Origin of the sequence: Paenibacillus sp. MMS18-CY102, assembly GCF_009789195.1 — a bacterium.
Lineage (GTDB): Bacteria > Bacillota > Bacilli > Paenibacillales > Paenibacillaceae > Paenibacillus_T.
The window spans coordinates 39,719-54,024 of record NZ_WSTC01000026.1 but is presented as its reverse complement, the minus strand read 5'-3'; the positions used below and the strand labels follow the sequence as shown (position 1 = coordinate 54,024).

The window sequence follows — 14,306 nt, the reverse complement described above, 5'->3', positions numbered from 1 at the left end:
GAGGGGGAGGGCAATGGCGAGATGGGGACGCCGTTGGCTGTGGAGCGGACGAATTCGAACCGTGCGGTTTCAGCCAAGCGGAAAGCTGCGTCCATCGAAGCCCGTCAGGCCGTATCGGGGCAAAAGCTCCTTGTTCGGAGGCACGAGCCGTCCGGCAGCTAGGCCAAGGCGCTGGAGCAGCGGAGGTGCGAAGCGCGTGCCGTCGCTCGGCAGCGGGCGGCCATCGGGCTTTCGGATACGCAAAAGGACGATTGCGCTTATTCTGCTTGTATTATTCATTTTATCAGGGGCCTTAACCGCGTCGTACGTGGATCGGCATTTGGGGCCTCCATTGATGAATGTGGCGATGCTGCGCGTGAAGCAAGTGGCGACGCAGGCGATTAATAAGTCAATCTCCGAGCAGGTGGCGAGCAAATCGGACTTTGATAAACTTGTCGATTGGAAGATGAATAAGGATGGCAAAATCTCAGGCTTCATGCTTAATTACGCGGAGCATATGCGCATTACGAGCGAGACGATCAATACCGTGCAGAAGACATTGGATGAAATCGGCGATATCCCGGAGCATGTTCCGCTTGGGCAGGCGCTTGGCAGCACATTTATTTCCTCGTATGGGCCACGCATTCCGGTGAAATTTGAGCCTGTCGGCAGCGTAAAGGTCGACCTGAATACTAGGCAACAGGATGCGGGCATTAATATGATTCTGGTCGAGGTATTTATCCGAATTGAGGCTGAAGTTGCGATCATTATTCCGTTTGACACGAAACCTGAAGTCGTTACGACGGACATACCAATCTCATATCTGCTCGTCGTCGGCGATGTGCCGATGTATTATTACGACAACAAGGGACGCCCTGTAGGCGATTCCGCCGCAGATGCGCCTAATATTGCCCTCCCAGGCGTAGGGCTAGGCAATGGAGCCGAGATGGGAGCGGGGGCAGTGAATCAAGAGGAAAGCCAAGATACGAATCAAAAGGGGATGGCTGAATCATCTAGCGAATCATCCATCAGATCAGGTGACGGCAATGAGGAGCAAGCCGATGATGTAGCTCCAGAATGAATGATGCCTATTAATTCGAATAAAGCACTTGTCCAGCCATGCTGTACAGGTGCTTTTGCTGTTATTGTGCAAGTAATGTGGATCGAAGGCAGGATACAAGACTGAAGCGGAGAACAGATTCAGTGATCGAAATAACAAAGTCAAAGGTAGGCTTGGTCAAATTGGACATTCATTTACAAGAGAAAGTAGAGCAATACGTCGGGGCGATCGATTCGGCTGTTCCATTAGAGGAACAGGGCTGTACATCCGAAGTAAGACGAATTGTTGCAGCGAATGGAACGTATATTCTCAAAAGCGCTTTTAAGCAGAAATACAGAGAATGGCTAAAAGCGGAAGCTAAAGTGTTGGAGAACATGAATCAACAGCGGGATATTCCGCTTCCTAAATACGTAGGTTTTATTGAAGAAAAGGACAGCAGCCATTTAATGATGTCGGATGAACCAGGCATTACTTTGACTGCTGCGCTTCGCAACTCTTCTTCAACTTTAGTCAAACATGAGCTAGTTCGAAGCTTCGGGAACATGTTGAATTGTCTTCACGAGAAACATCGAAAGGAGCTGCCGCAAGGCGAAACGGATTGGTTAGCCAGACAGCTAGCAATAGCAAAGCGGTATGTCGATCATGGTCTGACAAGTGGAGAAATACAATTGTTGAAACATTTAGAGGAGAACAGGCCGAAGACTGTCCAGCAGACGATGATTCATGGCGATTGTACAACAGGCAATGTTCTCGTGATAGATAGCGAAGTACGGATGTTTATTGATGTGGCTGGCATGATTGACGGCGATCCACGTTATGATGAATCACTTGCGATTGGAGCTTTTCGTGAAGATCCTGCCTGTCTGGATGCTTTTTATGAGGGGTATTCCCGCTATCGGGTTACAGAGGAAGAATACCAGTACTTTAATGGGCTGTACGAGTTTTTCTAATGGCAGCAAAACAAGCGGCAGATTGAGACTCTCGCTACAAGAAGTCCCACGCTGCCGCTGGCATTGCTGCTACTGTTTCGATCGGTTCGCTTTTCTTGCCGCCCGCAGGCGATGGCGCTCATCGGTCTCCCATTTGCGAAGCAATGGGTACGGGTCGAATGCCCACTCAATCAAGCCACGGTCGCGATAAACGCCGTAGTGCAAATGCGGCGGGAATTTGCCAGAAGTGCCGGGCTTGCCATAGCCGGAACTGCCTACCCAGCCGATCACTTGCCCTGGCGACACGATATCCCCGCGCTTGAGCGATTTGTCATAACCGGACAGGTGCGCGTAATAATGATAATAATTGTTCAGGTCACGAATGCCTAGCCGCCAGCCGCCGTAAGGGTTCCAGCCCTTTATCTCAACGATGCCGTAGCATGTGCTTCGAGCGGGAACGCCGTGATTGGCGAAAATGTCGGTTCCCTCATGAATCCGATAACCGCCCCAGCTTCGTCCCGTTCCCCAAGTGCTGCGATAGGAGAAATTGCTGCTAACGGGAACAGGGAAGGAGTGCTGGAACAGGTCGAGCTTTCCGAAATTTTCATAGATCTTCGAGAATTGTGTGATCCGTTGCACCGCCCTGGAGCTATGGTAGTAGTCCCATAATCCAATGGAGAAGTCGTCCTCGGACGGACCGTACTTTAACAAGTGGGATGCTGCAGCGTATAGCAAATCGGTATCATTCGTTCTGTCGGCAACGCCGTCGCCATCCCCATCCTTTCCTTTGCCTCCGAACCACCGTATCGCATCGGGGGAGGATTCTTGCTTGTTCGGGTTTAATGGCCCCGTCCATTCTTCCTCAGACAAGTAAACGCCAACGAACTGCCCCAGCTGGGGCCGGGCCTTAGGCCTTACACGTGATATCGTTCGCTCGTATTGGTCGATCGCTGCAATCCTGAACCAAGGAATCGACGTTGCCATGCTAATGCGGTCATACAATTCTTTGCGCGCTTTGAAAATATCTGCGTCTGTTAATGCCTGCGCCGATTGCGGTTTTTCGTTATTCGCAGGACTGGAAACGTAATGCTTGTAGCTGCCGCTCCACCGTGCATCAATTGAAGAAGCGGCCGCTGCTTGGACGCTTGGGGTCGCTGCAGCGACTGCGGTCACAAGGGCAGCCGTACGCAGGACGTTGCGAATGGCGTATCGCATAGAATGAGCTGCCACCTCCAACTCGTATTTAACCTCAAAATGTTGCCGGTTCAAGCCCGGCAATCCTTGTGGATATCGTTTGCAAATCATTGGTTTTTATGCGAAACGTGCTATAATGTAACGGAGAAGACCGTAGAAAGCAGGGAATCTTCATGGCAAAAAGCAAATCACCGGAAAAAAAACCGGAATGGCTCAAAATAAAATTAGCAACAGATGGAAATTATGCTGAAATTAAGGATATGATGCGCTCGAAGACGCTGCATACCGTATGCGAAGAAGCGCGCTGTCCTAACATATATGAATGTTGGGCGAATCGAACGGCAACATTCATGATTCTTGGAGATATTTGCACGCGTGCGTGCCGGTTCTGTGCGGTTAAGACAGGCCTTCCAACGGAACTTGATTTGGCTGAGCCAGAGCGCGTAGCGGATGCTGCGGAACAGATGGGGCTTCGCCATTGCGTTGTAACTTCTGTTGCACGTGATGACCTTGCCGATGGCGGGGCGATGATTTTCGCGGAGACGATCAAGGCGATTCGTAACCGGTTGCCGCTATGCAGCATTGAGGTATTGATTCCGGATTTTCTAGGCAATGCTGATTCGTTGAAGATTGTAATGGATGCAAAACCGGACATTCTAAACCATAATATCGAAACAGTAAAACGATTATCGAACCGCGTGCGGGCGAGAGCGAAGTACGACCGTTCGCTTGAACTGCTGCGGCGGGCGAAGGAAATGCAGCCAAGCATCCCGACCAAATCGAGCATCATGCTCGGCCTAGGCGAGACGCTGGAAGAGGTGGTACAGGCGATGGACGATTTGCGTGCAGTCGACTGTAACATTTTGACGCTTGGGCAATACCTTCAACCTTCAGCGGGCCATATCGCGATTGAACGTTATGTGCACCCGGACGAGTTTAAGCAGCTAAAAGAAGAAGGCATGAAGCGCGGCTTCAGCCACGTCGAATCAGGCCCGCTCGTACGCAGCTCCTACCATGCGCATGAGCAGGTGCAGTCTGCACAGGCAGCGACGTAAGGCGAGGGTGACCTTCTAGAAGGAGTGGGGACCATTCTTATCGGCGGCAAACGTTATGAACTAATCGTAGATCATAAGAACGGCTGGAATCCGGCTGCGTTCCGAGACCGCTACAGCGATGTGCTCGAACGGTACGATTACATTATAGGGGACTGGGGATACAACCAACTCCGGCTAAAAGGCTTTTTCAAAGACAACCATCCTAAGGGCAATAAAGAAAGCTTTATCTCGGGATTGGTTGATTATATTAATGAGTATTGTAATTTTGGATGCGCCTACTTCGTTATCCATCGGCCTGAGAACGCCGAAGGCGCGCCAGAAGGGTCTGCCGAACAGGATCTGCTGACGATGCCGATCATTTCCCCAGACCAAAGCAACGAGGAAGGCGCAATCGCGATGACGGCTGACGGAGAGCCGATTATTTTGCGCGAGCATATTCGCAAGCCTCATCCGTCGCGCAACAAGGAGCAGGCGGGCCGTTCGGAACGCAGCCCGCAGGATGCTGGCGGCAAGGATGGCAGCGGAGGCGGACGCAGCGATAAAGCTGGCGGTCCGCTACGCAAAGAAGGGCGCAGCGGCGGAGGCAGCCGGCTTGAACAACGCGAAGGCGCCGACAAGCGCGGCAGCGAGCGCCGCGGCCAAGGCGAGCAAGCGCGCGGCAATGGCGAGCAGCAAGCGCGCGGCAATGGCGCAGAGCGCCGAAGTGCGGGCGAGCAGCACCGCGAAGGCGGCCATGAGCGCCGCAGCGAGCAGCAGCGAGTTAGCGGTGAGCGCCGCGGAGCGGGCGAGCAATCGCGCGGAGCAAGCGAGCGCCGTGGAGCGGGCGAGCAGCAAGCGGGCGGTGCGGAGCGTCGCGGTGGCGAGCAGCCGCGTGGAGGCGGAGCGGAACGCCGCATTGCAGGCGAGCATCGCGAGGGCGGTGACGAAGGCAGCGGCGAGAGCCGCCGCCCGAAGTTTAAGCATCGCAAGGGGCAGAAGCGGTTGCCAATGCCTCCGCGCGAGCAGACCGTTGCAGCAACGTCTGAAGCTGTACTTGGCGGCGGCCCTAGCGATCGAAAGCCGAACCAAGCGCAGCCGACTCAGTCGAACCGCAACAACAAAGAGAACGAATAGTGGACAGACGCTGCCCGCTTATATGGAAAAGCCGTCCGGGCAATTGCCGGACGGCTTGTTGTGTTCTGGCTGTGAACCATGGACGAAAGATTATTACTGGCTATCATAGCCGATGAACGCTTCGCGTACCCGATTCCAGAAGGTGAAGGGGCGGTAACGCGCGAAGCTGATTTTATGTTCCGAGACGGCACAGCGAATCGCCCGAATATCATCGCGCAAAATGCTAATATGGTCGATAGCAAGCGTAATTCGTTGCTGTTTGCTGGAGATAATGTCGACATGATGATGCTTGGGCAGCAGCACGGAAGAGCCGAGCGTACGATAGACGCGATTATTGATCGAGGCGATCTCCGCCATCTGGATCGATTCCATCGATGGATGGACAATGGCGCCTCCCAAACTCTTGTTATAAGCGGTACTTCCTGATGGCGTTGAGATAACGATGCCGTCTCCACGGAACATTTCAAATAGCTCATCGTTAATGTTGATTTGGGCAACGAGCGTCCCATCAACGCCTTTGAGCGTGAACTCATTCAAAGCTATATAGGATGTCTTGCCGGTTGCTGTCTCCAGTTCGATCTCAGCAAGCGGATAGCTTGCAATTCGCGGTTCGGTTTCCGCCATGAGTGTGACCAGTTCTTCAAGCTCATCTGCATTCCAATCCGCATAAAAGCCGAGATGGCCGGTATGCAGGCCGACGAATGAGATGTCGTCTATCCGCTCTATGAACTTATGGAAAGCTTGCAGCAAGGTGCCGTCGCCCCCGATGGAGATGACGAAGTTAGGGCACTCATCGTTCCGCGTCATGCCACGTTCTCCCGCAAGTTGATGGAATTTGGCTGCCAGCGAGCGGGACAGCTCGTCCCCCCGATCGATTACCGTATAATTCAAATGCAATTAACTCCCTCCGTACAATTCCAATTCATTGCTATGATCATATCGAAAAAAAGGCGCCATGACAACGGTCGGCTATAAGGCAGCCTGCAACTCGTTGGTCATCACGCGAATTAAGCGTTTAATGTGGCCCGAGCCAACCCCACAATGCGTACACAAGTGCTACGGCTAACAGGCTATGCAGCGCTCTTGCCATGAGAAATGGGCGATAGCGCATATCGGTCTGGCTCAGCAAGCTGGCGATTTGGGCGTGAACGGATAGCCCCGCCCAAGAGAGTACCCAAACAGCTATCGCGGCCTGATGTAGCAGCCCAGTGTTTGCTGCTCCGGCAGCACGTGCGCCAAGCGTAACCTCGAATAGGCCGAAGACGGCCGCATCTGTAAGCTGCTTTGGCAAGCCGATTAGGCTGAACAAGGCATTTAATGCTCCAGATAGCGAGTGGAGAACCGTCGTTTGATTTAACATTTCCATAATCGTGGAGAAAAAGACAACTAGCCCGCCAATGACAATCATAAGCCGGGTCGACGATTGGATGGCATCTTGCAGCAGCCGGCCGAATGCCCGCCCATCTTGCTCTCTTGCTTTGTGCATGGCTTGAAACGCTTGCTTCAATCGGCTGCCTTCTTGCGTGTGGATCACGGGGGGCGGGGTTCCTTGTTCACCACGTTCATGGAAGCGCATAATAATGCCGACGAGAAGGCCGCTGGAATAATGGGCTGCGGCGAGAATTGGCGCAAGCGCGACGTTATGAAAAAAACCGACCGATACGGCTCCAATTAAGAAGATCGGATCTGAAGTCGTCGTAAAAGCGACCAGGCGCTCGCCCTCTGCACGCGTGACTAACTGCTGTTCACGCAGCTGGGCGGTAAGTTTCGCACCAACAGGATACCCAGAAATATAGCCCATCGCAACGACGAAGCCGCCTGCTCCCGGCAAGCGAAACAGTGGGCGCATCAGCGGATCCAGCAGCTTGCCTAGAAAATGGACGATGCCAAAACCGAGCATTAGCTCAGATAAGACTAGGAAGGGGAACAAGGCGGGGAAGAGCACTTCCCACCAGACGCTTAAGCCCCTTGAAGAGGCATGAAGTGCTTCAGAAGGAAATAGCATTAATAGTACACATAATCCAATTGCCGCCCAAGCGACTGTGATATCTGGCCGCAGCCACGCTTTTAACATCGCAGAAGCGCCCTCCTTTGCCTCCTCATGTGATCGGACGAAGGCTCAATGGGCCTGTCCTTTCCGCTCCTGAATCCTATGCGGGGGAGACCAGAATTATGATTAAAAATTCCAAAATTTTCTTAGAAAACGCTTGCAAAAAAACGTGTTATTCTCCAATGGATGTGTTACAATGAGGGTAATCCAGAATGCTTGGAGGGATGAATATGATGAGTATTATAGCTGGTATCCTTGTATGCGCTTTCGTCTATGTCATCCGCGAGTCCTTGTTGGCTCCCGGGGAAGAGGATTACGAAAGCTAGGACACAATTTCACACTTGCCAAATGCCCGCGGCTGCGGGCATTTTTTTGTTTGTCCTGGGAAGGGCGGCATTCATTCCTTCGGACGCATCGATGCGTTATAATAAAAGGGCATTTCGGTTGCATAACCCTACACAATCAGGACTATTGTGTGATAGTCCATCAACAAAATAGTCTTAAAGAAATAATGCTAAAGAACTAAACAATTAGATGGAGGATGACGATGAAATCTTATATAACGATATATGAAGCAGTAGGCGAGGAGCAGGGCGTCCGCCGGATTGTTGAAGCTTTTTATCCTAAAGTGCAAGCGAATCCGTTGATTGGCCCCCTTTTTCCGGCGAATATCGTGCCAGTGATGGAGAAGCAAATTTTATTTTTGACACAGTTTTTTGGCGGGCCGCAGTTATACTCAGACCAATATGGCCACCCGATGATGCGGGCACGGCATATGCCTTTTCCGATCACGCCTGAGCGTGCGCAAGCTTGGCTCGGTTGCATGAATGAGGCGCTTGAGGAAATCGGCATGCCTGAGGAGCTGCGTGGCATCGTCGTTGAGCGGTTAAGCGGGCCTGCGCATCATTTTGTGAATACGCCTGATGAATAAGCGGCGATGGATGCAGAAGCTATAGAACTTTTGATGAGGAGATGTGAGGCTTGTGGAGCCGTTATATTTAACGAAATTGAGCTGCGTATGTTGTGACACGGAATTTAGCACTTCTCGTGTTCGATCAAGCTTTAAGCGCCAATGGCGAACGGACTCCGATTTTTGCGGGCATTACAAGGATGGGATCAACCCCGAGTATTATGTAGTGCGGGTTTGCCCAGAGTGCGGATTTGCGTTCACGGAGAACGGAATTAATCGGCTGTCGGACAAGCAGCGCGATCTTTATTTTGAGAAAATCGGCCGGCATTGGGACGGGCGTAATTATAGCGGGGAACGCACGGCGATTAAAGCGATGGAAACATATAAGTTAGCGCTGCTATGCGCTCAGATTGTCGGCGAGAAGGATCGCGTGATGGCCGCTATTTTGCACCATATTGCATGGCTTTATCGCGAGCTAAACAATCAAGAGCAGGAAACTCGCTTCCTGCAGCATGCGCTTGACGCTTATGTACGCGTTTATGAGCTTGAGGGCTCGCCACTTAACAATGCCAAGCTTATGTATTTAATCGGCGAACTGCATCGGCGTACTGGGCGCCCGAACGATGCGATTCGTTGGTTCTCCCGAGTCGTAAATGACAAGCGCATTGTCGATGCTGGCATGATTAAAGCTTGCCGCGAGCAGTGGCAGCTCATTCGCTCTGAACATACAGGGCTTTCGGACGAAACGGCTTAACTAGGCTCTAGCTGCCATTAACTGTCCTGTCGGCAATATAAAAAGACGGCTCTATGTATGCCGTGGAACGAAAATTCCACTGTACATGTAGCCGTCTTTTTGTTTTAGCGACGTAGGCGTGTGTCCGTCAGCAAATAATCTGCATCGGCATCAATCACCGAAACTCTGCCGTAACAGCAAGGGAATACGAGCAGCTTCTTTTTGCCGTCCCGAATATCTGGCAGTTCCGATGGCTTGAGCGGGAGAAGGATATTGTCGGCATGGCAGAAGGGGCATTCTGACACGTAAACATCGCCCATCATAATTTCGTAAGGCCATGCGCGATCAAATGGAATCACGGCTGTTCCGGCTCCCCGTTCTCTGGTTTGGCTGGGGCAGCTGCGGCAAGCTCCGCCATTTTCTGAAGCAAAATATGGCGCGGCATATGCATTAAATGCTCAATAGGAACTTTCAACTGCTCGGACAGCTTGATCGCGGTCTCTGCCGAAATTTGCAAAGGTTGAGACATGGGCAATTCCTCCTGACGGTAGTACAGACAAGCGGAAGCTGTCTGCTATAAGCGGCGATTCGCACAAATTGTGCAGCATCCGCTGCTTCGATATAATAAAGTTATAACACCGACGGCTGGGATTGCGCAAACAAAAATGCATGTGCCTGAGAGTGGTGGCGACTATTTTAGCGTGAGAGGCGGGAGTACGGATGAGCGGAAAATATCCGATAACATGGGAGCTTGATACGATTTATCCAGGAGGCTCTAGCTCTGCTGCATTCAAAGAAGAGCTGGCCGGGACAGAACGTGACATCGAAGCGCTCATTCAATCTTTAGGGGAGGCGGCAGCGACCGGTTCAAGTGCCGGAACTGAACAATCTCCAGATGCGAAGTTTCAAATTCAAGCACTGCTGACGGCGTGGACAGAGGCAGTCCAGTCGATCACCCTTCGCCTGCGTGAGGCAGATTCTTTCGTTGGCTGCCTTATGGCCCAGAATATGAAGGATACGGCTGCGAACGGGCTTAACGACCGTGTGAAAACGATTAGTGCGCGCATGCTTGGCGCGTTAACCAAATTCGACGCGCAGCTCGTCGCTGTGCCAGATGATATATGGCAATCATGGCTTGCCGAGGGCCCTGCGGGCCCTTCTGCTTTCGCGTTAGCTGAACGCCGTGCTGCAGCGAAAGAGAAGCTGTCTCCAGAGCTGGAGGAGCTGGCAGGCGATCTGGCTGTCGACGGCTATCATGGCTGGGGAGAGCTGTACAACACGATTGTATCGCGTGCGAAGTTCCAAGTGACGGAAGCAGACGGCACTTCGCGCGTGTTGTCAGCGGGCCAAATGCACAACCGGCTGTTCGACAGCGACCGGGCGGTACGTGAAGCGGCGATGGCGGAGTGGGAGCGGGAGTGGAGCGATCTTGGAGAGCTTACGGTTGATTCGCTCAACCGGTTAGCCGGCTTCCGGCTGAAGCTATATGGGCATCGCAACTGGACGAATGTCCTTAAGGAGCCGCTAGCGATCAACCGTATGTCAGAGGCGACGTTGAATGCGATGTGGGCAGCTGTCGAGGAAGGCAAGCCGGATCTAGTGCGGTATATGGAACGCAAAGCAAAGCTGCTTGGCGTTCCGAAGCTGGATTGGCATGATGTCGAGGCGCCGATTGGGAATGCGACGAAGACGGTGCCTTACGATGAGGCGGCAACATTTATCGTGGATCGGTTCCGCCAATTCAGCCCTGATATGGCGGACTTCTCAGAGATGGCGTTCCGTGATGGATGGATTGAAGCGGAGGACCGGGCAGGCAAGCGTCCTGGCGGCTTCTGTACGTCGTTGCCCAAATCGGAGCAAACGCGGATTTTCATGACGTATTCGGGCACGGCTTCGAACGTTTCCACGCTCGCGCATGAGCTGGGCCATGCTTACCATCAGCATGTTATGAACGATTTGCCGCCGCTTGCGCAGGATTATGCGATGAATGTTGCAGAGACGGCTTCGACGTTCGCAGAGATGCTCGTATCCGATGCGGCCGTTAAGCTGGCTGAGGATCAAGATGAGAAGCTGGCGCTGCTGGAGGATAAAGTCCAGCGTGCAGTCGCGTTCTTCATGAACATTCATGCACGCTTCCTGTTCGAGACCCGTTTCTATGCGAAACGCAAAGAGGGGCTCGTCACAGCAGAGGAGCTGTCTGAGCTAATGGCTGCGGCGCAGCGTGAAGCTTTCTCGGATCAGCTTGGCACTGTGCACCCGAGCTTCTGGGCATCTAAGCTCCACTTCTACCTGACGGATGTGCCATTCTATAACTTCCCTTATACGTTTGGCTTCCTATTCAGCAGTGGGATTTATGCGCGGGCGCAGCGGGAAGGCCAAGCTTTTGCGGAGCGCTATGTTGCGTTGCTGCGGGATACGGGCCGCATGACGGTCGAGGAGCTGGCGAAGAAGCATCTCGGCGTTGATCTGGAGCAGCCGGACTTCTGGCGCGAAGCGGTCGCTTTGACGAAGGCCGATATCGAGCAGTTTCTTGCCATGACCGAATAATAGCCCGATCAGCCGCCGGCATTGGCACAAGAACGGTTTGTTGCATATGCTGTATGATGATTGACGGATAAGCAAGGGTCGCTTTCGTACTGACGAGAGCGGCTCTTGCTTTTTTGATGGGCATATTGGGATGATAAGTTTAATTGTGATGTACTATTAGAATTATTTATTACACACTATTTAATCAATATGCTATATTAATCTCATCAATTGGCAAATAATAGAACGCCTATATCGGTAGGAAGGGGGGGAGTTTCATCAATCTCACAGCTAGACAGATGGAGCTGGTACAGCTTGTTAAGCAGCATGCGCCGATTACAGGCGAGCAGCTGGCGGAGATGCTGGGCGTGAGCCGCCCGACGCTGCGCTCGGACTTATCGCTGCTAGTGATGCTCGGCATGCTGGATGCCAAGCCGAAGGTTGGCTATTCCATCGGAAATGCTTATCGTACAGATAATTCAGCCATTCGCCGCTTTCGCGAGCTGACGGTTGGGCAAGTTCAGGGCGTGCCTGTTAGCGTACCGGAGACGTATTCCGTTCACGATGCCGTCGTTACGTTGTATATGGCGAATGCGGATACGTTGCTGGTCGTGAACGAGCATCAGAAATTCGTCGGCATTGTAACGCCGAAAGATTTGCTTAAGGTGACGCTGGGAAACCCGTCCGCCGGAACGATTCCCGTCAGCATGGTGATGACCCGTTATCCAAATATCGTAACAGCAAGCCCGGAGGATGCGGTCGCGGATGCGGTACGCAAAATGCTCGCCCATCAAATAGACTGCTTGCCTGTCGTGGTGCCTGATGGGAACGGAGCGCCTGGCATTGCCGGCTGGATTACGAAATCCAACATCGTTCATATCGTCGCTGAGCTGACGGCGGATACGGAATAGGAGGATAGGTTTGGCAATGAGTGAGCCACAACGGCAGTCGGACAGAACGATAATTGTATGCTCGGATGCAGTAGGCGAGACTGCAGAAGCAGTAGCCAAAGCGACATTGCGCCAGTTTACGCAAGATGGAATCCGAATTAAGCGCTATGGGCATTTGCGCACGGAGGATGAGATCGCGGCGATCGTCCGTGAGTCTGCAGAGGGGGGCGGCTTCATTGCCTACACCCTTGTGCAGCCAGAGCTGCGCGAGATGATGCGTGAAGAAGCAAGCAAGCGGGGTGTGCGTGCAGTGGATGTGATGGGGCCGATGATGCAGGCGTATATCGATACATTCGGTTCATTCCCTAAGCGCCAGCCGGGACTGCTTCATTCGATGGATGACAACTATTTCCGCCGGATGGAAGCAATCGAATTTGCCGTGCGGTACGACGATGGGAAGGATGCGCGGGGCCTTGTGGAAGCGCAGATCGTCTTGATCGGTGTTTCCCGTACATCGAAGACACCGCTTAGCATTTTCTTATCGCACAAAGGGTATAAGGTAGCTAATCTGCCGCTCATGCCTGAGGTGAAGCCGCCTGCGGAGCTGCGAATGGAGGCTGGCAAGCTTATTGTGGGCCTGCAGATGCAGCCGGAGCGGATGCTGGATGTGCGAACGGAAAGATTGAAGTCGCTAGGCTTGCCGCCTTCTGCTGCTTATGCGGCGCAGGGCCGCATCCAAACCGAGCTTGATTACGCTAGCCAACTGATGAAAGAGCTTGGCTGTCCGGTTATCGATGTCACGAATCGCGCAATTGAAGAAACCGCCGGCATCATTATTGGCATGTTGAATGAAATGAATTAAGGATGGAAACAAATAGAAATCACCGGAGGGATTCGGATGGAGAGAGAGCTTGCACTGGAATTGGTTAGGGTTACGGAGCTGGCGGCGCTTGCCGCTGCGCCATGGATGGGACGCGGAGACAAAAATTCTGCAGATGGCGCTGCAACCGAAGCGATGCGTGCAATGTTTGATACGGTATCCATTCGCGGCACGGTCGTCATCGGTGAAGGTGAAATGGATGAAGCGCCGATGCTGTACATTGGCGAAGAGGTTGGCAGCATGCAAGGGCATGAGGTTGATGTTGCGGTCGATCCACTCGAAGGCACAGAGATCGTTGCGAAGGGGCTTAATAACGCCATGTCCGTACTGGCTGTAGCGGGCAAAGGGCAGCTCCTTCATGCTCCGGATATGTATATGGAGAAGCTCGCGGTCGGTCCAGCGCTTGCTGGCAAGCTAAGCTTGAACGATCCTGTCCGGACCACGGTGGAGAAAGCGGCGCTTGCGCTCGGCAAGCCAATCTCGGACCTAACCGTCGTTATTCTGGACCGGGAGCGGCATGCAGACAAGATTCAAGAGCTTCGCAGCACCGGCGTCCGCATTAAGTTTCTAAGCGATGGCGATGTTGCCGGGGCAATTGCGCCAGCTTTTCCAGAAGCGGGCATCGATCTATATCTCGGATCGGGCGGAGCGCCAGAAGGCGTGTTAGCGGCCGCAGCGCTAAAGTGCCTAGGCGGCGAGATTCAAGGCAAGCTCATGCCAGACGATGATGAACAGTTTCAGCGCTGCATCTCGATGGGCTTAGACGATCCATACAAGCTGCTCACTGTTGACGATATGGTCGGAACGGACGATGTGATTTTTGCCGCTACGGGCGTTACGCCTGGCGAGTTTCTCGGCGGTGTTCGATACACGGAAGGGCAGCGCGCTGAAACCCATTCGATCGTTATGCGGGCGAAGACACGGACGGTACGGTTCGTGCGGTCATTGCATTATTTGCCAAACAAGCCGCTTCTCCGTTAAAGGAAT

The 14,306-nt window shown here is 52.9% G+C and carries 15 protein-coding genes; 10 read left to right on the top strand and 5 right to left on the bottom strand.

Going from position 1 to position 14,306, the window contains the following annotated elements; all coding sequences use genetic code 11:
- Positions 1 to 13 precede the first annotated feature (13 nt).
- Together yunB and GON22_RS18635 are read left to right on the top strand one after the other, a co-directional pair.
- A complete protein-coding gene (gene yunB, locus GON22_RS18640; protein WP_160397617.1) occupies positions 14 to 1,060 on the top strand; it encodes a sporulation protein YunB in 1,047 nt (348 codons plus the stop codon).
- A gap of 122 nt (positions 1,061 to 1,182) precedes the next feature.
- Positions 1,183 to 1,989 (top strand): aminoglycoside phosphotransferase family protein, encoded by an 807-nt coding sequence (locus tag GON22_RS18635; protein WP_336604334.1) that lies wholly within the window; start codon positions 1,183 to 1,185, stop codon positions 1,987 to 1,989.
- 69 nt (positions 1,990 to 2,058) lie between these two features.
- Here GON22_RS18635 and GON22_RS18630 read toward each other — a convergent pair whose 3' ends face one another.
- Positions 2,059 to 3,237 carry a M23 family metallopeptidase gene (locus tag GON22_RS18630; RefSeq protein WP_237179237.1) on the bottom strand — a complete coding sequence of 393 codons (1,179 nt, stop codon included), beginning with the start codon at positions 3,235 to 3,237 and terminating at the stop codon, positions 2,059 to 2,061.
- Between the two features lie 98 nt (positions 3,238 to 3,335).
- Between GON22_RS18630 and lipA the strand changes: the two genes are divergently transcribed.
- Together lipA and GON22_RS26605 are read left to right on the top strand one after the other, a co-directional pair.
- Positions 3,336 to 4,217 carry a lipoyl synthase gene (lipA, locus tag GON22_RS18625; RefSeq protein ID WP_160397616.1) on the top strand — a complete coding sequence of 294 codons (882 nt, stop codon included), beginning with the start codon at positions 3,336 to 3,338 and terminating at the stop codon, positions 4,215 to 4,217.
- Between the two features lie 24 nt (positions 4,218 to 4,241).
- Entirely contained in the window at positions 4,242 to 5,330 is a 1,089-nt protein-coding gene (locus tag GON22_RS26605) for a YutD-like domain-containing protein (RefSeq protein WP_336604332.1), read from the top strand.
- 93 nt (positions 5,331 to 5,423) lie between these two features.
- Here GON22_RS26605 and GON22_RS18615 read toward each other — a convergent pair whose 3' ends face one another.
- A complete protein-coding gene (locus GON22_RS18615; RefSeq protein WP_160397615.1) occupies positions 5,424 to 6,221 on the bottom strand; it encodes an NAD kinase in 798 nt (265 codons plus the stop codon).
- A gap of 124 nt (positions 6,222 to 6,345) precedes the next feature.
- Positions 6,346 to 7,404: a sporulation integral membrane protein YlbJ gene (gene ylbJ, locus GON22_RS18610; RefSeq protein WP_160397614.1), complete on the bottom strand. Its 1,059-nt coding sequence runs from the start codon at positions 7,402 to 7,404 to the stop codon at positions 6,346 to 6,348.
- Between the two features lie 523 nt (positions 7,405 to 7,927).
- Here ylbJ and GON22_RS18605 point away from each other — a divergent pair.
- Both GON22_RS18605 and GON22_RS18600 read left to right on the top strand, forming a co-directional pair.
- Entirely contained in the window at positions 7,928 to 8,311 is a 384-nt protein-coding gene (locus GON22_RS18605; protein WP_202113314.1) for a globin domain-containing protein, read from the top strand.
- 52 nt (positions 8,312 to 8,363) lie between these two features.
- Complete coding sequence (locus GON22_RS18600; protein ID WP_160397612.1) at positions 8,364 to 9,044, top strand: DUF2225 domain-containing protein; 681 nt, start codon at positions 8,364 to 8,366, stop codon at positions 9,042 to 9,044.
- A gap of 104 nt (positions 9,045 to 9,148) precedes the next feature.
- Here GON22_RS18600 and GON22_RS18595 read toward each other — a convergent pair whose 3' ends face one another.
- Both GON22_RS18595 and GON22_RS18590 read right to left on the bottom strand, forming a co-directional pair.
- Positions 9,149 to 9,382 carry a hypothetical protein gene (locus GON22_RS18595; RefSeq protein ID WP_160397611.1) on the bottom strand — a complete coding sequence of 78 codons (234 nt, stop codon included), beginning with the start codon at positions 9,380 to 9,382 and terminating at the stop codon, positions 9,149 to 9,151.
- Positions 9,379 to 9,552 (bottom strand): YycC family protein, encoded by a 174-nt coding sequence (locus GON22_RS18590; RefSeq protein WP_160397610.1) that lies wholly within the window; start codon positions 9,550 to 9,552, stop codon positions 9,379 to 9,381. The genes GON22_RS18595 and GON22_RS18590 overlap by 4 nt, the downstream gene beginning before the upstream one ends.
- Before the next feature lie 191 nt (positions 9,553 to 9,743).
- On the opposite strand from GON22_RS18590, the gene GON22_RS18585 reads away from it, so the two are divergent.
- The 4 genes from GON22_RS18585 to glpX all read left to right on the top strand — a co-directional run bounded on the left by GON22_RS18585 (position 9,744) and on the right by glpX (position 14,300).
- Positions 9,744 to 11,570 (top strand): M3 family oligoendopeptidase, encoded by a 1,827-nt coding sequence (locus tag GON22_RS18585; protein WP_160397609.1) that lies wholly within the window; start codon positions 9,744 to 9,746, stop codon positions 11,568 to 11,570.
- A gap of 278 nt (positions 11,571 to 11,848) precedes the next feature.
- Positions 11,849 to 12,460 (top strand): helix-turn-helix transcriptional regulator, encoded by a 612-nt coding sequence (locus GON22_RS18580; RefSeq protein WP_160397608.1) that lies wholly within the window; start codon positions 11,849 to 11,851, stop codon positions 12,458 to 12,460.
- Between the two features lie 16 nt (positions 12,461 to 12,476).
- The gene (locus GON22_RS18575; protein WP_160397607.1) at positions 12,477 to 13,301 is read left to right on the top strand and encodes a pyruvate, water dikinase regulatory protein; all 825 of its coding nucleotides are present in this window, start codon (positions 12,477 to 12,479) and stop codon (positions 13,299 to 13,301) included.
- Between the two features lie 36 nt (positions 13,302 to 13,337).
- Positions 13,338 to 14,300 (top strand): class II fructose-bisphosphatase, encoded by a 963-nt coding sequence (glpX, locus tag GON22_RS18570; protein WP_160397606.1) that lies wholly within the window; start codon positions 13,338 to 13,340, stop codon positions 14,298 to 14,300.
- Positions 14,301 to 14,306 lie beyond the last annotated feature (6 nt).